The following is a 24,900-nucleotide window of genomic DNA, read 5'->3' as shown; positions in this document are numbered from 1 at the left end:
TGATTATGAATAGACTAAGTGGAAATAGAGTAATAAACGGTACATGGGGAGAAATTTGGTTAGATGGCGACAAAGTTAGTGAATTAACAGGTCTTGAAGCTAAGATAGTCCTAAAAAAAGAAGACGTAAATATGTGTGGAGTATTAGCTAAAGATACAAAGATAACAGGCTGGGAAGGGAAAGGAACTATAAAGCTTCATAAAGTAAACTCAAGAATGGCAAAAATATTGGGCGATAACATCAAAAAAGGAAAAGATGTAAGATGTACTATACTTGCTAAGTTAGCTGATCCTGATACTATTGATGCACAAGCTGAAAGAGTTGTACTAAAAGGTGTAAGCTTTGATGACCTTACTGTCATGAATTTTGAGATGAAAGCATTAGGCAAGGTAGAATGTCCATTTACTTTTACTGATTATGATTTTATTGATTTAATTAAACCGGAATAGGAGGGGTATAAATGAATACTTTGGATTTATTATTACAGTTAGATGAAAGCAAACTAAAAAAGCCTAGTAAAGAAGTGGAAATGAAGAGATTATCAGAGCTGATAGGGGAAAAAGTTATTTTTAAGGTAGAAGCATTAACACCTATTAAGATGGAAGAAATACAAGAGATGTGTATGAATGATGATATGGAGAATATAAATATTACAGAATTACAGCTATTAACATCCATAGAAGGTGTTAAAGAACCAAATCTTAAATCAAAAGAACTTATGGATAAATTTGAAGTATACAGCCCTAAAGATTTAATCAGAAAGATACTACTTCCGGGAGAGATAATTACTCTTTATAACATAATAGGTGACTTAAGCGGCTTTGATGGAGGAGCAGTCGAAGAAGTAAAAAACTCTTAAGTACAGATGGGTTAACCCAGATGATGTATTACTACTGGAACACAAAAGGAATAAGACCGTCTGTACTGTATAACATGCCAAAAGGAGAACTTTTATTAATAATGGCATTTTATGAACAAGAGTTGAAGGATAGAGAAAAAATGATGAAAGCTGAGCTTTCAGAGTAATGATATAAAATGGGGACTTAACTAAAATGCTTAAAGCATTGGTTTTGTCCCTATTTCTGTTTATGGGTATCTGATGAAGGTGGTGATAATTAATGAACAGAAAATTTGAAGAAATATTGGCTGATGCTGAGAAGGTTGAGGCTATAAAAAATGATACAGCAATTGCAGATGAAGACAAGAGTTTAGTGGAAAAAGTAGGAGGAGTATATAATGATTTGTATACACATATTACTAGAAGAACCAAAATACCAAATTATTTTTTTGGAAAAGCAATAAATTTGAATTTAGTTAAGAACAAAAGTGCACAATCATTTGCAAAAAAATTAGGTAATGCAGCTGAGAAAAGTATGAAGTTTGTAGGAAATATACTTAATAAAGACTTTAATAAAGATGCTAATTGGCTTAATAAGTCAATAAACTATAAACTACAAGAACATTATGATGTTATTTCAAATAAAGGAAAAGGTAAGCTTGCCAGATTAAGAAAAGGTACAGATTCTTCAATATTCAAAATGATTAAAAAATCAAAGGACTTAATAAAAAATAAAGCTAATAGTTTAAAAGGATTTGCTGCAAAACCTTTTAAATGGTTTGGCAGCAAGATGTTTGCTAATAAAGGCTTAATAAATAAAATAGCTAAATCACCAATTGCTAAAAAGGCTGGTAATTTGCTTAAACCATTAAAGAACTTTGGTAAGAAAAGTTTAGCCAACTTTTCAAAAGCTTTTTCACCATTAGGGTTAGCAGCTAATCTTTATACATTAAAATATGATGATAGTATTTTTAAAAAAGCATTAGCTGGAATTGATATAGTTGGAGATTTTATACCTGGGGTTTCTCAAATTACATCAACACTAAATTTTGCTGGGTCATTAGCGTATGACATGATTAAGTCCACAGATATTGGTAAGGCAGTAATTAATAAAGCTAATAATGGTTTGAAGTTTGTGGGCGGCGAAGTAGTAAAAGGCTACAAGTTTCTAGAAAATAAATCTCAAGAAATAGTGAAGAGTACAACGACTAGTCTTAAAAAAGCAGGTAGTTTTTTAAGTAAAACATTCAATAAAACAGTAGATGGAATAAAAAGAATGGGTAAGTCCATAAGTCCAGTGATTGGCTATAGAAATAATAAAAAATTGAGTTTTCCTAATATAAAAAGAATTAACCCAAATTTAAATCATCCATCTAATTTTATTCAATCAGAAATAAAGAATGGCACAATTGACCTATATAATAACCTATATAATAATAGATCATTTAACATTAAACCTAATTATAAAAATCAAGGAACAAGCAATCACAATTCAAACAAAAACAACTTTACAATAAATATAAGCGGAAGCAGTCTATCAGTTGATGAAATTGCAAATCAACTTGCTTCAAGAATACAAACAACAATGGAAAATGTTTATGCATAGGAGGGTTAGGTAATGGACATATTTTTATCAATAAACAATAGAGAACAAGTGATAAAGCTGCCTGTCCTTCCAACTGAGTTTAAAATTAATTCAGCTATGAAAAACGAGACTTATGATACTATCTCTCAGGGAGAAATAAAATTAATAGGTATGGAAGCACTAGACAGCATAACTATACAATCTTTCTTTCCAAGTAAGGAATATGCCTTTTTGAGAGATAATGAATATAAAGGCTGGCAGTATGTAGATATTATTGAAAATTGGAAGCTTAGGAGAGTGCCTATAAGATTAACTATAACAGATTCTTCTATAAATATGGCTTGTGCCATAGAAAGCTTTGAATACGGTATGCAGGATGGTTCGGGGGACATATATTATACGCTGACATTAAGTGAATTCAAATTTATAAAGCTCAAACAGAAGGGGGTATAGCTTATGCACAAGTTTTACTGCATTACTAATGGCATACAAACTGATATTACTCCCTTAGTAAGAAGTATTAAATGGAGAAGCAATATAAATGAACTAGGAAATCAACTAGATTTTGAAATAGCATTTAATGACAGCAGATATTTTCCAAGCATTCCTGTAGAGCTTGGAAGTGTAGTTATAATAAAAAATGAAGAAGAGATATTCAGAGGAATAGTTATCTCAAAACAAAATAGTGGTAGAAATGTTGTAAGCTATACCTGTTTTGACTATGCAATTTACTTAAATAAGAGCAAGGAAGTATATCAATTTAACAAAACATCTGCAAAAAAGGCTATAGAAACGATATTAAATGACTTTAAAATTCCTATAGGGAAAATAGCACCTATAAGCACTGTAATTAACAAAATATACAACAATAAATTAGTAAGTGATATTATCAGAGATATAATAAGCACAGCAGAGAAAGAAAAAGGGATTAAATACAGGATGGAAATGAGACAGGGTAAGCTTTTTATAGAAAATCAAGAGGATTTAGTTATAAAAGCAACATTTAAATTAGCACAGAATATACAGGATTATGATGTAACAAGCTCTATATCTAATCCAAGCAGGAAGCAAACTATAGAGAATATGAAAAATAGCATAAAAGTAATAGATACTAATAACAAAGTAATAGAACAAAGAGACCAGAAGTTAATAGATAAGTATGGATTACTCCAAGATGTAATGCTTACAGAACATAAAGATACTGCAAAAGCAAAAAACCTTGCTGAAAAAATGTTAAAGGATTTAGGTAAAGTGATGGAAGAAAACTCTGTAGAAATGATAGGAAATGACAGCGTAAGAGCAGGAAGGCTAATAGAGATAAGAGAACCAATAACAGGTATGAGTGGTCAATATTTGATTAAAGATGTTAACCATACATTAACAAACGGCATACATCGTATGCAGGTAGGATTAGGGGTGAAATAATGGAAGGAATAAGCGAACTTGCAAAACTTTTTAAAGAAAGAGATAATAAACCGTATTTAGGTCCTCAGCTAGGTAAAGTTATTAATCCTCCTCCTGAAATAAAAGTATCTTTAGGCGAAAAAATAATACTTACAAAAGAGCATCTTGTATTGTCAGCACATATTTCAAAGGATTATGAAAGAGAATTTGAAATCGAGAGTGTAGATGCAGAGTGTAGTAAAGGAAAAATAAAATTTACAGATACATTAAAGATAGGAGATCAAGTGATGCTCATTCCTACCACAGATGAACAGAAATATTATGTAATAGATAAGGTGGTGAATATCTAATGCTGCCCAAAATAGCAGAGCTTGAGTTTAAGACAGCTGTAGAAGAAGATTTCAATGATTCAGGGAAATCTTTTTTATTTGACTTTGATAAAGGTGATTTTGTCATAAAAGACGGAAGACTTGTTGAAATAAGTGGAGTACAGGCACTAAAAGTATGGGTAGAGAAAATACTTAGAACAGAAAAATACAGATACAAGGTATATGAAAGAAACGATAAAAATGAGTATGGAGTAGTATTGGAGGATTTAATCATAGGTAATAATTTTCCGCAGGCGTTTATAGAAGCTGAGCTGAAAAGAGAGATAACAGAAGCACTTACCAAAAATCCAATGATACAGTCACTGTCAAATTTTAAAATAGTAAAAAGAAATCCAAGGCTGATAGTATCTTTTAAGGTAAATTTAGCTGATGGAAATAGTTTTACAAGCAATATGACTCTTTAAAGCTTAATTTAGGAGGTGAGTATGGATGAACAGTAGAGAAAAGATACAAGATAGAATGTTAAATAATATAAGTGATACATTTGATAAGAGCAGAGGCTCTTTTTTTTATGATGCACTAATGCCTGTTTCAATAGAACTCGAAGACGCATATAAAAAACAAGAAGAAATATTAAACAAAGGCTTTGCAGCTACAGCAGTAGGTAGTGATTTGGATAAAAAGGTATTAGAGCAGGGATTAACAAGAAAACAAGCGACAAAAGCGACAACAACAGTGACAATAACAGGTACAAAAGGAGCAGCAATTAATAAGGGAGATAAAGTAGCAAGTGATACAGTCAACTTTATAATACTTGACAGCTTAGTGATAGATGAAACAGGAAAGGCACAAGTATCAGTAGAGTGTGAAGAAAGCGGAAGCATAGGAAATGTTCCAAGAGAAGCAATAAAATATTTTCCTATTACAATATCAGGACTAAGCAGTGTAATAAATGAAAATGAAGTAACAAACGGATATGATGGAGAAACTGACGAAGAATTAAGGCAGAGATACTTTGACAAAGTACAAACACCAGCAACAAGTGGAAACAAACGACACTATAGAAATTGGGCAAAAGAGGTAATAGGAGTAGGAGATGTAAAAGTGTTCCCGCTTTGGAACGGCAATGGAACAGTAAAAGTAGTGATAATTGACAGCAACAAGACAGGAGCAGAGCAAGAATTAATAGATGAAGTAATTAAATATATAGAAGATAGCAGACCAATAGGAGCATCAGTTACAGTAGAGAGTGCAAAAGAGGTATTAATCAATATCAATGTAAAACTGTCTATAGACACAAATAATTACACTCAAGATGAAGTAATAAAAAATATAAAAACCAGTATCACAGAGTATTTAAAAGGACTTGCATTTACAGAAAATCAAGTTAGTTATGCAAAAATAGGAAGTCTAATATTAGCAAGTATTGGTGTATTGGATTATTCAAATTTAACAGTGAATAACAGCACATCAAACATAATAACAGCAGAGCAGGAAGTCGCAGTATTGGGGGCGGTAACAGTTGGCTAATAGATTAATGAGTTATCTGCCCAATTCCTACAAAACTTCTCATGTAATGGTAAGCATTGCTGATACAGAAAACAATGAATTACAGGATTTCAAAGCTAATCTAGAAGGTGTGCTAAATCAATTTTTCATAGAAACAGCAGATTTTACACTAGAAAGATGGGAAAAAGACCTCGGTATTCCAGTAAACAACAGCAAAGACTTAGAATACAGAAGAAGCGTAATAAAATCAAAGCTAAGAGGAAAAGGAACAATAACAATAAATCTTATCAAAAACGTTGCAGAAAGTTATTCAAATGGAGAAGTAGAAGTTACAGAGGATAATAAGAACTATAATTTCATAATAAAATTTGTTGGGATAAAAGGAATACCACCTAATATGGATGATTTAAAAAAAGCAATAGAAGAAATAAAACCCGCACATTTAGGCTTTGACTTTGAGTACACCTACAACACATGGGACATGGTATCAGACTTAACATGGGAAAGTGCCTTTGTTAATACATGGGAAGAATATAAAACTATATAGAGGTGATATAATGCAGGAAACAATTAATTACAAATTAAAAAAGCCTGATGTTACTGATAATGTTAACATTAATGATATTAATACAAATATGGATGTAATAGATGAAGAAATAAAAAGAAATGTTGATATCTTGGCAAGTAAAGTGGATAAGGTAGAGGGTAAAGGGCTTAGTGCGAATGATTTTACAGATGTAGAAAAAAATAAGCTTCAATATATAGAACCAGAAGCAAATAATTATGTGCATCCTGAGAAACATTTAGCAAGTATTATTATAGAAGATAGTGAGCATAGATTTGTTACAGATGAAGAAAAGGAAAATTGGAATGGAAAGGGAGATGCTTCTGAATTAAATAAGATACAACAGAGAATTGCAGAATCATATACACAAATAACTGAACTAGAGCAGATTATTTATAATATAAATACAAATGTGCAGAAACAAAAAGATGAGATTAATGCAATAACTGACACTGTAGCTAATAATTTAGGTTCTATTTGGCAATTACAATCTAATGCGTTACGAAATATGGAGAACATGAAATATTCCTATGGAGGATTATTTAATGATTCATTTATTGCAGAATCAGATGGTGGGATTGGTGTTAATAGTAATGCTAGTTCAATAGGCACTTTTACTCAATGGGTAAGTGATGAACATTCAGTTTATTCGGGGAGATATGATGTATCATTGGATGGGGAATATATAGTTTCGTTATCAGGTAGTAATAAAAATACTGTAAATATTATTAGGGTTTCTGATGGTGTTGTAGTAGCTACATTTTCTTTTGATATGTCATATTCTTTTGATCATGATTGTATAAAGTGGAGTGCGGGAGATACTATTATTGGTACTTGCTGGGATAGCAATAGTAATAGTAGTTTAATATTTGCATATAAATTTGATAGAAATAAATTAAATGTAACTAATATTAAAAATATTGATATAAATGATGTTAGATTTACCTGTATTGATATAAGTAGAAATTCCCAGACCAATGTAAATATAATTGCTGGAGACCATAATGGTAATTATGTTTATTATTATAAACTAGATTTATTAAATTCTTCCATAGTATATATATCTAAGTGTTATGTTTTTTCTAATCAATATGCTGTATTTATAAATTATGATGCTACAAAGGCTTATGTTTCTTCCAGGTTTAATGGTTTATCTGGCTGGACATATTGGATTATTTCACTTGATATTACTTCTAGTGATATAAAAATCCATAAATATTTAAAATTTGATGAAGCAAGCGATTTAGAATGGATGGGTATTTTAGCAACTAACAAGGCAGGTGATAAAGTAGTTACTCAATATCACTATCAAGATGATCGTTATTATATTGAATTAAGAGATTTTAATACTTTATCTGTTATTGATTCAAGTATTATACGAAGTTATAATGGTAGTCCTGAGTTTGGAAGATATGTTATTACTGATATTTCTAGCGGTTATGATTTATTATCATTTTCCACAAATGATAGATCAAGGTTATATGATATTTCTGATAATAATTTGACTGAAATAGTTTCTACTCCACAACAAGGTGATGCTTTATTTAGTGTATATAGCAATACGGTTATTTCTAATACTTCAAAAGCAACTTTTTACCTTTGCCCTAGACATAAGTTTGTAAATACTTTTAAAAACAAAATTTTAAACTTTACACCAACTCAATTATATGTCTTACGAGAAGAAATACCTATAACTTCATTGCTTAAATTAGAAATATCATTTGATGGAGGTGATAATTGGTTTGTAGTTAATACATTTGAAGAAAAAATCGATATACCAGAAAATAAAAGGGGAACAAATGTTGTAGCTAGAGTTACTGTTAATGGACAATCTTGGTCAGATACTCACATGAATTATCTAGTTATATTATTAGATTAGGGTATTTATAGCAAACTACTTGGTACACTTTTTTGATGACATATCAGTTAATATGATTATTACTTAATATTAATAGGTTAAAATTCAATAACTGAATCAAAACAAAAAAGAAGGTGATTAAAATAAAAATAATACAAGATTTCATAGACAAAAGATACAACAAAATGCTTCCAAAGTATATAACAATACATGAAACAGGAAGCTATAATATTGGAGCTGATGCTAAAAGACATAACAGGTATCTGCACAGCATAGATACTGATAATAAATGTTGGCATTTTACTGTTGATTGTACAAGCATATATCAGCATATGCCTATTGATTATAACTGCTGGCATGCAGGTGACGGGCTTCGTGGGAAAGGCAATAGAGAGAGTATATCTATTGAGATGTGTGTTAATGAGAATGGAGATTATGAAAAGACCCTTGAAAACACAATATGGCTTTGTAGAAAATTGATTGCTGAAAATCCATCTATAAAGGATGTTGTCCAGCATAATTACTGGAAAAGCTCAAAATACCCAAACGGCAAAGACTGTCCTCATATTCTCAGAAGTACTGACAGATGGGGAGAATTTAAAAGAGTTATCTATGAGGATAAGAAGCATTGGGCAGAGGTGCATTATGAAAGTTTATTAGATAAAGGAATAAAAATACACGAAAAGCGTTTTGATGATTATATGACAAGAGGTGAGGTTTTTGCCTTATTAGATAGGATACTTGAAAGTAAATCTTTAGGGAGTAGTAACTCAAAGTTTTTGTATTGAAGCTTTATAAGACATTTTTTACTTAGAGCTGCCTATATTTTTCTGATTTTATGAAGATGAAAAAATATAGGCAGTAATTATGTAATTCAAAAACGTGATGTGTTCTAAGGCAAAGCTTTACATGAGATAAATTTGTTAAACAATTTGTTTTGGCTCTTTACTATATTGTGAGGAAGCCATGCAGGAATCTTTCTCGTAACGGTAGTGTACGTGTATTTTCTGATTTGAAGTGAGAGGAAAAAACACGCGCACCAATGTTCCTTAGAAAGATACTCTCCATGTCTCCTAGTATATGAAAGTTTTATTTTACAACAAGGGTTAGAAAATTGTTAAAATAGCTAGGGTAAACCTTTGAGGGAAGTGTAACTCAATGTTTTTGTGTTGAAGCATTCAAGACATTTTTTTTACTCGGAGATGCTTATATTTTTCTGATTATATAAAGATGAAAAAATATAGGCATCAATGGCGTGATCAAAAAATGTCATGTAGCTTCTATTAGGTTTATTGGTAGTACTCTTTAGAGTAATGCTTTGTGAGTGTTAAAAAGAAAGAGTTAGGTAATTTTCACTCAATGGTGAGGGTAACTATCTGAGAATCTTTGCTGGGTTCCCATAAGGAGCAGTTTTTTTATTATATAAAAGCGTTGAAAAAACTGCTTCTTAAAGTCACCTTACAAAGAAACCTCAGATAGTTACCTAGTGACTATATTGGTTGTATTTGTAGCTGTTTTTCTAGGGTTATTTGCAGTAAAAATAGCGAAATAGCGATAAAATATTTATTGAAATTAATTGTAATGGCAATGCAACAGAAATTAATCCTAAAAACATATTAGTATTGATTAAGGTCTTAATTTTTATTTTAAGCATTAATCAACAGCTATAAAAATATAACCAATATGTAACTAGGAAATCTCTAAGGTTTCTTCGGTAGGTGACTTTCAAGAGCTTGTTTCTCAACGTTTTTAAGTAGAGAACCAAAATCTAAGATTTTGAGTGAATCACTTACTCATAGGAACGTAGTGAGTAGTGAGTTTCTTATTTATTTAGAAACAAGCTCTTGTCGGAACCGTAGAAGATTCTTAGAGAGTTCCAATACCAATGAGTTATGGAATACAACTATTTAGTTACATTGAAATTCCTACAACGCTTGACAATAAAGAAAATACCAAAAAGTAAATAGAAGCGGGTAAGAGATTTTTTGTAAACGACATTGAAGGGGATATTTTAGCATTATTAAAATCGGAAAAATATGCCCTTCTCCGAGTTAGAAAAATCTCTTATACTGCTGAACCAAAGAGTAACAAGCTACACGACCTACAAAGGATAGCAGTAGAAAATATATATAAGTAATAAACATCAACGTGAAAAGTTACTCTTATGCATATCCTAAATATTCAAAATATCCTAACTCAAAGGATAATACTCATCCAACAAAACTCTTATCATGGAATTAAACTCCAAACCCATTCCCATAATATGATATAATATAATAAATATGCAATTATCTTAAATTGGTTTATGTATTACTGTGTTGAAAAGAGGAATTTTATGTATAGAAAACCATTTTGTGAATTTAATCCTTTTACCTATAGATTATCAGTTACAAAAGGCATTTTATTAAGAAAAGCTAAGTATTTATTTGATGGGAATAAATATGTTAGTACATTTGAAACTAAAAAACTACCAGTAACCATATATAAACATAAATCATTGATTAGAAGACGTCTTGGTAATGTGGATATGAAGCTTCAAGAAAATAAAGCTGAAAATTTAGAATTAGCTGCGCCTAGAGTTAATGGTATAATAATTAAACCTAATGAAGTTTTTTCATTTTGGAGGTTAGTCGGTAACTGTACTAAAAGAAAAGGTTATAAAGAAGGATTAGTTATAAAATCAGGTAATGTAAACAGAGGAATAGGTGGTGGAATGTGTCAGTTTACCAATTTAATTCATTGGATGGTTTTGCACAGTCCTTTAACAATAGTAGAGCACCATCATCACAATAATATAGATATGTTTCCTGATTACGGCAGACAAGTTCCTTTTGGAACAGGCACTTCTATTATGTATAACTACTTAGATTATCAGTTTGTAAATAATACAAACCAGACTTTTCAGTTAATTACATATACTACTGATGAATACTTGTGTGGAGAGTTGAGAAGTGATAAACCAATAGAACACTCTTATCATATAGTTGAAGAAAATAATTATTTCGTCAAAGAGAAAAATGGATATTACAGAAATAATGAGATTTACAGAAAAGAGATTGATAAGAAAACGGGAAATACAATTAACAAGAACTTAGTATTACGAAATCATGCAAAGGTGCTATATGATGAGGAATATATAACAGCTGGTAAGATACGTGCTTATTAAAGTTTGATTGATTTTGGGGGAGGAGATTATAATATGATATATGAACTAAAAAAAGAGGAATTTTATAAATTAAATAACCTTTTGGATATTCCAATGTGTAATTTAGACATAAAAGCTGTGATTAAATTAAATAATCATGGTAGGATATTTGTTGACAACATAGAGAATCCAAGGTCAGCAGTGATTTGGTCAAAGGGAATAGAAGGATATTTCTTTATTGGGGACGAGAATAATACTGTATTTAATGATTCTTTAAATGATTTTTTTGATAAAGAAATAATACCTATGTCTAAAAAATTTGAATATAACTGGATAGAAATGAGTGGTACCTCTGATGAGTGGAATGATACAATAGAAAGAGTATTTAAAAGCAGACCAGAGTTTGGTAAGTCTTATCAATACATATATACATATGAAAATCTTGAGGAATTTGATTTAGAAGCACCACAAATAGAACTAGAAGCAAATATTGCAAAAATAGATAGAGATATATTAGATAGTGGATATGAAAATCTAAAATTTTTAAAAGATAATATTTTTGCTTGGTGGGATAATATAGAGGATTTTTTTGAAAAAGGTATAGGCTATTGTATAATATATAGAAATAAAATAGTAAGCAGTTGTATGACAAGCTTTGTAGCAGATGATTGGATGGAGTCTCATATAGAAACTGTAGAAGGATATAGAAGAAAAGGCTTTGCTAAAAGGGCAGTGTATGAATTTTTGATGTACTGTAAAGAACATAATATTAAAGCATATTGGGATTGCATGGCAACTAATATAGGTTCTTATTCAACGGCAGAAAGCCTTGGGTACAAAAGAAAATTTACATATAATCTATATGAATTCAAAATATAAGAGCTCACAGTTTTAGAACAGAAGCCGTACAAGACATTTTTTTTACTCGGAGATGCCTATATTTTTATGATTGTATAAAGATGAAAAAATATAGGCATCAATGTCGTGGTCAAAAAATGTCATGTAGCTTCTATTAGGTTTGTTGGTAGTACTCTTTAGGGTAATGCTTTGTGAGTGTTAAAAAGAAAGAGTAAGGTAATTTTTACTCAATGGTGAGGGTAACTATCTGAGAATCTTTGCTGGGTTCCCATAAGGAGCAGTTTTTTTTATTATATAAAAGCGTTGAAAAAACTGCTCCTTAAAGTCACCTTACAAAGAAACCTCAGATAGCTACCTAGTGGCTCTATTGGTTGTATTTGTAGCTATTTCTCTAGGGTCATTTGTAGAAACACTAGTGATAGCTATAAAATACTTATTGAAATTAATGTATTAGAAGTTGCAACTAAAATTTCTTCTAAAAGTAACTACAAATAAATTTTGAATTATGAAAAATGCTGGAATAGCCTAAGGTCTTAATGAGAAGATTTTTTTATTTAAAGCACTAATCAACAGCTATAAAAATATAACCAAAAAATAACTGGGAAATCTCTAAGGTTTCTTCGTAAGGTGACTTTCAAGAGCTTGTTTCTTCAATGCTTTTAAGTAGAGAACCAAAATCTAAGATTTTGAGTGAATCACTTACTCATAGGAACGTAGTGAGTAGTGAGTTTCTTATTTATTTAGAAACAAGCTCTTGTCGGAACCGTAGAAGATTCTTAGAGAGTTCCTACACCAATGAGTAGAGAAAATAAATAAGTATCTTTGTTGTAAATCCTGCAAAGCTTGACCCTAAAGAAAATACCAAAAAGTAAATAGAAGCGGGTAAGAGATTTTTTGTAAACGACATTGAAGGGAGTATTTTAACATTATAAAAACCGAAAAAATACACCCTTTTCCGAGTTAGAAAAATCTCTTGTATCGCTGAATCAAAAAGTTATGAGCCATATGACTTACAAAGGATGGCAGTAGAAAATAAATTTTTAGCCAATATCAATGTCATATAAGTTACTCCTTTATCTACAACCAATTCATTTAACCATTATAGATTAATCTCGATATAGAATATAGGCAGAAGCAAAAACCAACCTTGAAAATCGCCTATACATTTTCCTTCAACTCCACAACCTCAATATACTTAACAGGATAAAATTCAATAAACGCAACTTTTTCAACTCTTGCTGTAAAAGGCTTAAATAACGAATCTAATAGTTCTAAACTTTTCATTTGATTTTCAGGTGTAGTTTTAAAAGTCATTGTGCAATGAGGTATCCAATTCTCCGGATTATAATATTCATCAAACCACTTATTATATCCATTGTCACAAAGCTTATTATAAAACTTTTCATGATAGTCTAATAATTGTTTAGTTATTTTCGGACTAATAAAGCTTACTCCACTGTTTCCTGCAAACATTCCTAAGGTAGAAAGTGTTAACTCAAATTGAGGTATATTATTAAAATAATCTATAACTAACTGTTTAAGATGCTTTACATCCTGTAAATCATCATCAAAAACTCCAAAAGAAATATGAGGATGCTCACCATATTTGTACATAAATGAACTAAACCCATTATCGTGCAGTTCTTTCCATAGATTAATTAATTTATTTTCACTCTCCTTATCAAAATAAATTTCTAAACCATATCCCATATCATAAACCTCCTGAATTGATAATAATCTAATTATAACATATGAGTCTAAATGACTATTCCAATAAAATTAAATATAATTTCATTTCAAATTCTACTAAATTCTACTAAATTCTACTAAATTCTACAATGATTTATCCATATTGTTACACAATTTTAACCAAAAAAATATAAAATAACAAAATGTTACATAAAAATTGACACAATAATACAAAACATGCTATTTACATAAAATTTTGCAATATGATATAATTTATATATTATAATGATGTAATTTACCAAAATAGACTTGATTTTCTGTATAATCTGGGTTTAATGATTTTAATCATCAAAAAGGAGGAAAATGATGACACAGCTAGAGAAAATCGATAAAAACAATATTGAGGATATTTTATCTTTGACACCTATGCAGGAAGGAATGTTATTTCATTATCTAAAAGAAAAAAACACAGATGAGTATTTTGAACAATTGTGCTTAGTAATAAGTGGCTTGGTAGAATATGAAATATTCAAGAAAGCTTGGGAATATGTAACACAGTCCAATGAAATGTTAAGAACTATATACAAATGGGACAAACTAAAAAAACCCGTTCAATTGGTTTTGAAACAAGTAAATATTAATATAATAAACTATGATTTATCTACTGAGAGAGATAAAGATATTAAAATCAATGAGATAAAACAAAGGGACAGGAAAAAAAGTTTTAATCTAGCAGAAGTACCATTTCGGATAACATTGATAAAAATAGATAATGACAGATATCAAATGATAATAAGTAATCATCATATACTCTATGACGGATGGAGCACAGGAATAATTTTAAGAGAATTCTTTAATACATATGACAAAATAAAAAATCAAGAATATATAGCTAAAACTACAAAGAATAAATTCAAACACTTCATAAAACACATACAAAGTATAGATAGTAAAGTTCAAGAAAAATATTGGAAAAACTATCTTAGTGACTTAGATAATACAACTTACATTTCAACTATAACAAATAAACAAAACAAATTTGAACTAGGAAAAATTCAATATAAATTCCCACAAAATATCGAGCAAGACATTAATAAATTTATAAGAGAGAATAATATCACACTAGCAGCGTTATTATATACTGCTTGGGGTATTATCTTACAAAGGTATACAAATAATGATGATGTCATATTTGGCAGTACTGTATCAGGGAGAAATACACGAATTGATGACATTGAAAATATTGTAGGCTTATTTATAAATACACTCCCAATGAGGATAACAGCAAATGATTCAACTGCATTAGATGTGCTTAAGGAAACGAATAAATATATATATGAAAGAGAAGAATATGAGACTACCTCATTAGTTGACATTGAAAAATACAGCAATTTAGATGGAAAATTGTTTAATAGTATTGTAGTTGTTGAGAATTATCCTCTTGACAGCTTTTTAAAAGAAAATAGTTCTAGCTTAAAGATAGACTCATATTCAATGTTTGAAAGAACAAATTATGATTTAACATTAGGTATAGAAGTTTTTAACGGTATAAATATCAACATATTATATAACAAAGCTTCATTTTCTGAGTTTTGTATAAATAATATAGCTGAAAATTATAAGTGTGCAATAAATAGTATCATAAAAAATAAGCTGTCAAAGATTAATGATATAGATATAGTAAATGATAAAGATAAACAAAAACTATTATGTGAATTTAACAATCAATCATACCATGAATATGACAAAGAAAAGACTATATATGAAATGTTTGAACAACAAGCTGTGTTAAATACTGATAATACAGCATTAGTATTTGAAGATATCAAAATTAGCTATGGACAGTTAAATGCAAAATCAAATCAATTGGCAAGATTACTTAGAAATAAGGGAGTAAAGGAAAATACTATTGTTGGAATAATGACTGAGCGTTCTATAGAAATGATAATAGCTGTATTAGCAGTATTAAAAGCAGGCGGAGCATATTTACCTATAGATCCACAATATCCTAAAGATAGAATCAAATACATGATAGATGATACAAAGCTCGAGATAGTTTTAAAACAATCACTTATAACATTTGAAAATGATGATAAAATTCAGGTCATTAATGTAGATAACCAACAAGTATACAGTGGAAATGATACAAATTTAAATAAAATAAACAGATCAGACGATTTAGCTTATGTTATATATACATCAGGATCAACAGGTAAACCTAAAGGGGTAATGGTAGAGCACAAGAGCATAACAAGTGCTATTATGTGGCGAAAAGATGAGTACAAGCTAAATGAAGATGATGCTGTTTTGCAGTTATTTTCATATGTATTCGACGGGTTTTTAACTAGTTTCTTTACTCCTATAGTATCAGGAGCAAAGGTAATACTAGTAAATGAGAAAACTGCAAAAAATCCTACAGCTATAAAAGAAGAAATTATAGCAAACAAAGTAACACATTTTATAGCTGTTCCTACACTGTATTCGGCAATATTAGAAGTTTCTCAATCTCAAGATTTAAAATCACTGAGAACAATTACACTCGCAGGAGAGGCAGTTACTAGTAAGTTAGTCAAGATGAGTAAAAATTTAAATAAAGGCATTGAAATAATAAACGAATACGGACCAACAGAAGCAAGTGTTGTTGCTACTATGGCAAATGATGTAGAAGCTGACAGCATAACAATAGGAAAACCTGTTGCTAACAAAAAAATATATATATTAAATAAATACAACAAATTACAGCCAACTATTGTAGAGGGTGAGCTTTGCATTGGCGGAGATGGACTGGCAAGATGTTATTTAAATAGAGATGAGCTAACAGAGTGTAAATTCATAGAAAACCCTTATGTGAAGGGCGAGAGAATATATAAAACAGGCGACGCTGCAAAGTTTCTATCAGATGGCACTATCAAATTAACAGGTAGAATTGATGAGCAGGTTAAATTAAGAGGTTTTAGAATTGAACTGGGTGAGATAGAAAACAAATTGTTAGATATCCCAAATATAAGACAAGCTGTTGTAATGGTCAGAAAATTAGATAACAACAAACACTTATGTGCATATGTTGTAACTAACAGTGAGCTTGATATTCAGGATATTAAGGATAAATTATCACAAGAATTACCTAAATACATGATACCTTCAGGTTTTATTAAGCTAGATAAAATACCTGTTTTAAATAGTGGTAAAGTTAATAAAAAAGCATTAGCTGAATTAGAGGTTGAAATAGAGACAGGTTATGAATATGTAGCGCCAAGCAGTGAGCTTGAAATTAAGCTTGTCAATATATATAAAAGTGTACTCGAAGCTGATTCAAAAATAGGTATAAAAGATGATTTCTTTGAGATAGGGGGACATTCACTAAGTGCAACTAACTTAGTTTCAAAAATTCACAAAGAGTTAGATTTTCAAATACCGCTTAAAGAATTGTTCAACAATCCTACTGTACAAAAACTTGCTTTGTATATCGAAAGTACAGAGAAGAAAGAGTACCAATCAATTAAACCTGCATCAAAGAGATCATATTATCCACTATCTTCTGTTCAAAAAAGGATGTATGTTCTTAATCAATTAAATAAAGACAGCATTAATTATAATATGATGACTGTATTGTCGCTTGACGGAAAGCTTGATGTAGAAAGATTTAATAATGCATTTAAAATGATAGTATCAAGACATGAGAGTTTAAGGACAAGTTTTTCAGTTATAGATGGAGAGCCTGTTCAAATTATACATGATGAATTAGATTTTAATGTAGATTATATACTGGTTAATGATAATAACGTAGACGATATAATAAAAAGCTATATTAAGCCTTTTGACTTAAGTAAAGCACCACTTATGAAATTAGTTTTAGCGAAAGTGTCTGATGAAAAACATCTCTTAATTATAAACATGCATCACATAATATCAGATGGAGTATCAACAGAAATACTTGTATCAGAATTTTTAAAGATGTATGACGGACAAAAGCTTGAAGATATTAATATACAATACAAAGATTACGCTGTTTGGCAGCAAGAGTCATTGTTAAATGAAGAAAGCAAAAATCAAGAACAATATTGGTTAGATAAATTTAAAGGTGAGATACCTGTATTAGACTTGATGACTGACTATCCAAGACCAACAGTTCAAAGTTTTGAAGGGGACGATATGGACTTTGTGATAGATAGTGAGTTAACGAAGGCTTTGAAAAAATATTCAAAAGATAGTCAGATTACAATGTACATGATTTTGCTTGGTGCTTTTAATATACTATTGTCTAAATATACATGGCAGGATGATATCATAGTAGGTACACCTATTGCAGCAAGACATAATGAGCAGTTAAGCAATGTAATAGGTATGTTTGCAAATACAATAGTAATGAGAAATAACCCAGTAGGAAATATGACTATAGAAAAATTCTTTTTAAGTGTAAAGGAAAACTGTTTAAATGCTTATGCAAATCAAGACTATCAATTTGAGGATTTAGTTGAAAAGCTAGGCATAAATAGAGATACGAGCAGAAATCCAATATTTGATGTCATGTTTTCTATGCCTAATATTGATATTACAGAGGTAAAAATAAGAGATATAAAAGTGAATCCATATGAGTTTGAGAATAAAACATCGAAGTTCGATATACTCTTAACAGTAGTAGAAGGCAATGAAAATGTTAAGTGTAATTTCGAGTATTGTTCAAAGCTATTTAAAAAGGAAACAATTAAAGATTTAAGTGTACATTATGTAAATATTCTAAGGGCGATTGTAAATGACACTAGTATTACTTTAGATGAAATAGATATGGTTTCAAGCGAGGAAAAGAAAGAGATATTAGAAGTTTTTAATGATACTACTTTAGATTATCCAAAGGATATAACAATTCAAGAATTGTTTGAACAGCAAGTAAGAAAGACACCGGATAAAGTCGCAGTCGTATATGAAGATAAGAGTTTAACATACAGACAGCTAAATGAAAAGGCAAATCAACTCGCAGGATATTTAAGAAAATTGGGTGTAAAAAAAGATCAATTAGTTGGCTTGATGGCTGAAAAATCACTAGAAATGATAGTAGCTTTGATTGCAATTCCAAAAGCAGGATGTGCTTTTGTAGGTATTGCACCTGAGTATCCAAATGATAGGATTGAGTATTTACTAGAGGATTGTAAAGTAGATATCTTATTAACACATTCTTATTTACTTGATCGAATAAATTTTGAAAACAAGACTGTAATATGCTTAGAAGATGAAAGCATATACAAAGGAGGTACACACAATTTAGAAAACACAAGTACTCCTACAGATCTGATGTATATAATTTATACCTCTGGTTCTACAGGAAAACCAAAAGGTATAATGATTGAGCAGAGGACAATAATAAATTTGCTTCATTGGGAATTTGCAAAAACAGATATAGAATTTAATAAAAAGGTACTGCAATTTGCCACAATAAGCTTTGATATATGCTATCAAGAGACATATTCTACATTATCAAGTGGTGGAGAGCTGTATGTTATCAGTAACGATAAGAAGAAAGATGTAAACAAACTTCTTGAGTATGTAGATGTAAATGATATTGGTGTAATTTTCTTACCTACATCATATCTAAAATTTATTACAAGTGAAAAAACATATATAAATAAATTATCAAGAAAATTAAATCATATTGTACCAGCAGGCGAGCAGTTAATAGTTACAGAAGACTTTAAAAAATATTTGAGAGAAAATAATGTAACGCTTCATAATCACTACGGACCATCAGAGGCTCATGTAGTTACAGCTTATACAATGAAGCCTGATAAAGATATTGAGGCAATACCTCCAATAGGAAGTCCGCTTAGTAATACAAGGATATATTTATTTGACACTAATTCTAAATTAGTTCCAGTAGGTGTAAGAGGCGAGGTTTGTATATGTGGTAATGGTGTAGCAAGAGGATATTTATATAGACCAGAGCTGACAGAAGAAAAATTCGTTAAGAGTCCTTTTAACCCTAATGAAAAGATGTATAAAACAGGAGATCTTGCAAGGTGGCTGCCTGATGGAAATTTAGAGTATATCGAAAGAATAGATAAACAGGTAAAGATAAGAGGTTATAGAATTGAGATAGGTGAAATTGAAAACATACTTAAAAAGCACAGCAGTATAAAAGATGCATTAGTTGTGGCAAAAGATAATGAAGATATGTATAAGTATTTGTGTGCTTATATAGTAGGTGAAAATGATGTTTCGGTAAAAGAGATTAGGGATTATTTATCATCTGAATTACCTGAATATATGATACCGTCATATTTTATAAAAATTGATAGTATTCCTTTAGATCAAAACGGAAAGGTAAATAAAAAAGCACTACCTGAACCTGATGGACATATAGAAACTCAGGTCAAATATGAAGCACCTAGAAATGATATCGAAAAAACAATTTTAGAAATAATGAAAGAAGTGCTTGCTATAAAACAAAAGATAGGAATTAACGACAAGTTCTTTGATTTAGGAGGACATTCATTAAAGGCTATCACGTTTGTTTCTAAAATTCATCAAAGTCTTAATATAGAGCTTCCGCTTCAAGAAGTCTTCAGAAGACAGAGTGTAAAAGAGATAGCAGGCTTTATAAATCAAACAACTAAAAGTATATATAGTTCAATTATACCAGTAGAAAATAGAGAGTATTACCCATTATCTTCAGCTCAGATGAGAATGTTTATTTTGAATAAATACAATCAAGCAAACACAAGCTACAATATGCCTTCAGTATTAGAGTTAAAGGGCAAATTAGATATAGATAAATTAGAGCATATATTTAAAGAAATAGTTAGAAGACATGAAAGCTTGAGAACCAGCTTTGAACTAGTAGATGGTCAACCAATTCAGAAAATACATGAAGACATAGATTTTAAAATTGAGCTTTATATGAATAAAGGTGACAAAATTAACAGCATAATAAATAAATTTATAAGACCTTTTGATTTAAGTACTGCACCATTATTTAGAGTTGGGATAATAGAGGCTAAAAAAGATAGATATTTACTGATGCTAGATATGCATCATATTGTATCTGATGGGGTTTCTACAGGCATTTTAGTATCAGATTTCATAAAACTCTATAATAACGAGAAGCTTCATGAGCTTAAAATACAGTACAAAGATTATGCTGTTTGGCAGAAGGAAATATTTAACGATGAAAGAATGATAAGACAAGAAAAATATTGGTTAGACAGATTTAGTGATGATGTACCTGTATTAGATATGGTTACAGATTATCCTAGACCAAAGCTTCAAAGTCTTGAAGGTGACTATATTACTTTTAAAGCAAATCAAAACCTTAAAAATAGGATAAACAAACTAGCAAAACAGGAAAATGCAACGATGTACATGACATTACTTACTGCTTATAACACTTTACTATACAAGTATACACATCAAGAGGACATAGTTGTAGGTTCTCCTATTGCGGGAAGACCTCATGCAGATTTAGAGAATATATTAGGAATGTTTGTAAATACGCTGGCAATGAGAAACAATCCTACAGGCACTAAAACATTTAGAAAATTTTTAGGAGAAGTAAAGCAGAATGCATTAAATGCTTTTGAAAATCAAGATTATCAATTTGAAGAATTGGTTGACAAGCTAAAGCTAGATAGGGATATGTCTAGGGGTACATTGTTTGACACAGTATTTTCACTTCAAAATATGGGCATAAACATAACAGATTTAGATGACATAAAGATAGAGCAGTATGAATTTGAAAACAAAACAGCTAAATTTGATTTTAATATAGATGCAGTTGAAAATGATGATGATATAAGCTTTAGACTACAGTACTGCACTAAATTGTTTAAAAAAGAAACTATGATAAGATTTGCTAATCACTTTATAAATATACTTTATGAGATTTGTGATAATCCTGAGATTAAATTAGATGAAATAAAGATGATTTCAAATAGTGAGAAGCAAGATGTTTTATCCATACTTGATAACTCAAATGTAACATACCCAAAAAACAAGACTATACATTCAGTATTTGAAGAGCAGGTAAAAAACAACCCAAATAAGACAGCTGTTATATGTGGAAAAGAGAAACTGACATACAGTGAGCTTAATAAAAAAGCTAATAAATTAGCAAAGATTTTAAGAAATAAAGGAGTAGCAAAAGATTCTATAGTTGGAATTATACTTAACAGGTCAACAGATATGATTACTGCTATGATAGCAGTACTAAAAGCTGGTGGAGCTTATCTGCCAATTGATACGCAGTATCCTGCTGATAGAGTTAATTTTATGCTAGAAGACAGTGATGCTAGAGCTTTGATTATTTCTGATGAAATAGAATTAGAAAATATAAATTACAGCAGAGATGTTATATATATAAATGAGCTTAAAAATTATGAAGTCGAAGAAACAAATTTAACTGATAATACATTACAAAATGATTTGGCATACATTATATATACATCTGGTACAACAGGTAAGCCAAAAGGTGTTATGGTAGAGCATAAAAATGTCATAAGACTGATGTTTAATGAAAAGAATCATTTTGACTTTGATGAAAATGATGTATGGACTATGTTCCATTCGTATTGCTTTGATTTTTCAGTATGGGAAATGTACGGAGCTTTATTATTTGGAGGTAAATTAGTAATTGTACCAAAAGAAACTGCTGTAAATCCAAAGGAATTTTTAGAGCTTTTACAATCAGAAAGGGTAACAGTTTTAAATCAAACTCCTTCTGCATTTTATAACTTAATAAATGAAGATGAAAAGCATCAAAGAATGGATTTAGCTATAAGATATATCATATTTGGAGGGGAAGCATTAAATCCAAACAAGTTGATAAATTGGAAAAATAGATATCCGAATACGAAATTGATAAATATGTATGGAATTACAGAGACAACTGTACATGTAACTTATAAAGAAATAACTGATGAAGATATAAGAAACGGTATAAGTAATATAGGTAAACCAATCCCAACTTTAAGCGCTTATGTAATGGATAAAAACATGAACATATTACCTGTTGGTATTGCAGGAGAGCTTTATGTTGGAGGAGACGGTGTTGCTAGAGGTTATATTAACAGAGAAAAGTTGACATTAGAGAAGTTTGTCCCAAATCCATATATACCAAATACAATAATGTACAGATCAGGAGATTTAGTCAGACTGCTTGACAGCGGTGACTTAGAGTATTTAGGAAGAATAGATAAACAGGTTAAGATTAGAGGATACAGGATTGAATTAGGAGAGATACAAAGTAGACTTCAAAATCATGAGGATATAAAAACTGCTGTTGTTATAACAAGAAATAACAGCAGCAATGAAAAATGTATATGTGCATATATTCAAGTTGAAAAAGAGCTTACTGTTGCTGATCTTAGAACATATTTATCAGCTTATTTACCTGAATATATGATACCTGCATACTTTGTAGAGATTAATGAAATACCGCTTACTTCTAACGGAAAGATTAATGTCAAAGCATTACCTGAACCTGATAACAGCTTAGATACAGGAGCTAAATATGAAGAAGTGAGAAATCAAACAGATAGAGTTTTAATGCACATTTGGCAGGATTTATTAGGGATAAGTGGAGATATTGGCATTAATGATAATTTCTTTGAATTAGGAGGACATTCACTAAAAGCTACAACATTATCAGCAAAAATTCATAAGAGCTTAAATGTAGAAGTTCCACTACAACAGATATTTGCTTCACCTACTATCAAGGAATTATCAGATTATATCATCATAGCAAATAAAAGCAGATATGATGCAATAAAGCCTTTTGAAAAAAGAGAATACTATCCGCTTTCTTCATCACAAAAGAGAATGTATATATTAAATCAGATAAACAGTGAAGGTACAAATTATAACATGCCTTCGGTATTAGAGATGAAAGGAAAGCTGGATATAGATAGATTAAAAAATGCATTCAATACACTTATAAAAAGACATGATGCATTAAGAACAAGTTTTAAAATGATTGACGGAAAGCCTATACAAATTATTGATGATGCTATGCTTTTAGATATAAGTTTGATAGATATTAAAGAGGAACAGTTAGAGGATAAGATAAAAGCTTTCATCAGACCTTTTGATTTAACTAAAGCACCTCTTATCAGAGTAGAAGTATTAAAAATAGATGATGAAAAATTTTTTATGCTAACTGACATGCATCACATAATATCTGATGGTGTTTCTACAGTGATATTAATAACTGAATTTTCAAGACTCTACAACGGAGAAGCTCTTGAGGAAATTAAGCTACAATACAAAGATTATGCAGTATGGCAAAATGAATTAATGAAAAGTGATGACTTTAATAATCAAAAAAATTACTGGTTAGATAGATTTTCAGGAGAAATTCCGTTATTAGATATGAAATTAGATTATAACAGACCTTCTGTTCAAAGCTTCAAAGGTGACAGTATAGACTTTATTATTGATGCAGATTATACTAAAAAATTATACATGCTGGCTAATGAAAACAAGGGAACTTTGTATATGGTACTTCTTGCTGTATATAATACGCTGTTATACAAATATACAGGACAGGAGGATATAATAGTAGGTTCACCTATAGCAGGAAGACCTCATGCAGATTTACAGAGTATTATAGGAATATTCTTAAATACCTTGGCATTTAGAAATTATCCAAGTGGAGAAAAAACGTTTAAAGAGTTTTTGTCAGAAGTAAAGCTGACAGCATTAGAGGCTTATCAAAATCAAGATTATCAATTTGAAGAATTAGTTGAAGTACTTAACATAAAAAGAGATAAAAGCAGAAATCCGCTATTTGACACTATGTTTAATCTTAGAAATATGGACGAGATAAATATTAAATTAAAGGATTTAGAAATATCACCATATAAGCAAAAGCTTGAAGGTACAAAGCTTGATATAGAATTAGCAGGATTTGAAAGAGATAATGAGTTGATATTTACATTGGAATATTCAACAGATTTATTCAAAAGAGCTACAATGAAGGCTTTTGTTGATGATTTCATTAGAATCATAGATATAGTTATTAATAATCCTGATATTATGCTTTCTGATATAGAAATTATTTCTAAAGAAGAAAAGCAGGATATATTAGATGATTTTAATGAGGATTTAGAAGACATATTTTAAGGGGGTTGAAA

At 30.1% G+C, this 24,900-nt stretch carries 16 protein-coding genes; 15 read left to right on the top strand and 1 reads right to left on the bottom strand.

Features of this window, described 5'->3' with window-relative positions; all coding sequences use genetic code 11:
• Nucleotides 1-5 precede the first annotated feature (5 nt).
• The 14 genes from AYC61_RS13640 to AYC61_RS13580 all read left to right on the top strand — a co-directional run bounded on the left by AYC61_RS13640 (nt 6) and on the right by AYC61_RS13580 (nt 12,112).
• On the top strand, nt 6-449 hold the full coding sequence (locus AYC61_RS13640; protein ID WP_066503480.1) for a phage tail tube protein: 444 nt from the start codon (nt 6-8) through the stop codon (nt 447-449).
• An 11-nt stretch (nt 450-460) separates the two neighbouring features.
• Complete coding sequence (locus AYC61_RS13635) at nt 461-859, top strand: phage tail assembly chaperone (protein ID WP_066503479.1); 399 nt, start codon at nt 461-463, stop codon at nt 857-859.
• Between the two features lie 20 nt (nt 860-879).
• Nucleotides 880-1,026 carry a hypothetical protein gene (locus tag AYC61_RS21595; RefSeq protein ID WP_162265468.1) on the top strand — a complete coding sequence of 49 codons (147 nt, stop codon included), beginning with the start codon at nt 880-882 and terminating at the stop codon, nt 1,024-1,026.
• Nucleotides 1,027-1,118: 92 nt separating this feature from the next.
• Nucleotides 1,119-2,444, top strand: a complete 1,326-nt coding sequence (locus AYC61_RS13630; RefSeq protein WP_066503477.1) for a hypothetical protein — start codon at nt 1,119-1,121, stop codon at nt 2,442-2,444.
• Between the two features lie 12 nt (nt 2,445-2,456).
• Nucleotides 2,457-2,876, top strand: a complete 420-nt coding sequence (locus AYC61_RS13625) for a hypothetical protein (RefSeq protein WP_066503470.1) — start codon at nt 2,457-2,459, stop codon at nt 2,874-2,876.
• 3 nt (nt 2,877-2,879) lie between these two features.
• The gene (locus AYC61_RS13620) at nt 2,880-3,848 is read left to right on the top strand and encodes an XkdQ/YqbQ family protein (RefSeq protein WP_066503468.1); all 969 of its coding nucleotides are present in this window, start codon (nt 2,880-2,882) and stop codon (nt 3,846-3,848) included.
• Complete coding sequence (locus tag AYC61_RS13615) at nt 3,848-4,177, top strand: DUF2577 domain-containing protein (RefSeq protein WP_066503466.1); 330 nt, start codon at nt 3,848-3,850, stop codon at nt 4,175-4,177. Before AYC61_RS13620 ends, AYC61_RS13615 begins: the two co-directional genes overlap by 1 nt.
• Nucleotides 4,177-4,620, top strand: coding sequence for a DUF2634 domain-containing protein (locus AYC61_RS13610; protein ID WP_066503460.1), 444 nt, complete (start codon nt 4,177-4,179; stop codon nt 4,618-4,620). Before AYC61_RS13615 ends, AYC61_RS13610 begins: the two co-directional genes overlap by 1 nt.
• Nucleotides 4,621-4,645: 25 nt before the next feature.
• Nucleotides 4,646-5,686 (top strand): baseplate J/gp47 family protein, encoded by a 1,041-nt coding sequence (locus AYC61_RS13605; RefSeq protein ID WP_066503458.1) that lies wholly within the window; start codon nt 4,646-4,648, stop codon nt 5,684-5,686.
• Nucleotides 5,679-6,212, top strand: a complete 534-nt coding sequence (locus AYC61_RS13600; RefSeq protein WP_202906843.1) for a YmfQ family protein — start codon at nt 5,679-5,681, stop codon at nt 6,210-6,212. The genes AYC61_RS13605 and AYC61_RS13600 overlap by 8 nt, the downstream gene beginning before the upstream one ends.
• 10 nt (nt 6,213-6,222) lie before the next feature.
• Nucleotides 6,223-8,109 (top strand): hypothetical protein, encoded by a 1,887-nt coding sequence (locus tag AYC61_RS13595; protein WP_156456469.1) that lies wholly within the window; start codon nt 6,223-6,225, stop codon nt 8,107-8,109.
• Between the two features lie 113 nt (nt 8,110-8,222).
• Complete coding sequence (locus tag AYC61_RS13590; RefSeq protein WP_066503454.1) at nt 8,223-8,876, top strand: peptidoglycan recognition protein family protein; 654 nt, start codon at nt 8,223-8,225, stop codon at nt 8,874-8,876.
• Nucleotides 8,877-10,423: 1,547 nt separating this feature from the next.
• Entirely contained in the window at nt 10,424-11,254 is an 831-nt protein-coding gene (locus tag AYC61_RS13585) for a VanW family protein (RefSeq protein WP_066503447.1), read from the top strand.
• A gap of 33 nt (nt 11,255-11,287) precedes the next feature.
• Entirely contained in the window at nt 11,288-12,112 is an 825-nt protein-coding gene (locus AYC61_RS13580) for a GNAT family N-acetyltransferase (protein WP_066503445.1), read from the top strand.
• 1,137 nt (nt 12,113-13,249) lie between these two features.
• Here the strand turns inward: AYC61_RS13580 and AYC61_RS13575 are convergent.
• Complete coding sequence (locus AYC61_RS13575) at nt 13,250-13,801, bottom strand: 2'-5' RNA ligase family protein (RefSeq protein ID WP_066503441.1); 552 nt, start codon at nt 13,799-13,801, stop codon at nt 13,250-13,252.
• A 345-nt stretch (nt 13,802-14,146) separates the two neighbouring features.
• Between AYC61_RS13575 and AYC61_RS13570 the strand changes: the two genes are divergently transcribed.
• Nucleotides 14,147-24,889 (top strand): amino acid adenylation domain-containing protein, encoded by a 10,743-nt coding sequence (locus AYC61_RS13570; RefSeq protein WP_066503439.1) that lies wholly within the window; start codon nt 14,147-14,149, stop codon nt 24,887-24,889.
• The last annotated feature ends 11 nt before the right edge of the window (nt 24,890-24,900 follow it).

Source organism: Abyssisolibacter fermentans, from assembly GCF_001559865.1.
Classification (GTDB): domain Bacteria; phylum Bacillota; class Clostridia; order Tissierellales; family MCWD3; genus Abyssisolibacter; species Abyssisolibacter fermentans.
The sequence above is the reverse complement of the archived record's forward strand: the minus strand, read 5'-3'. Positions and strand labels throughout refer to the sequence as shown.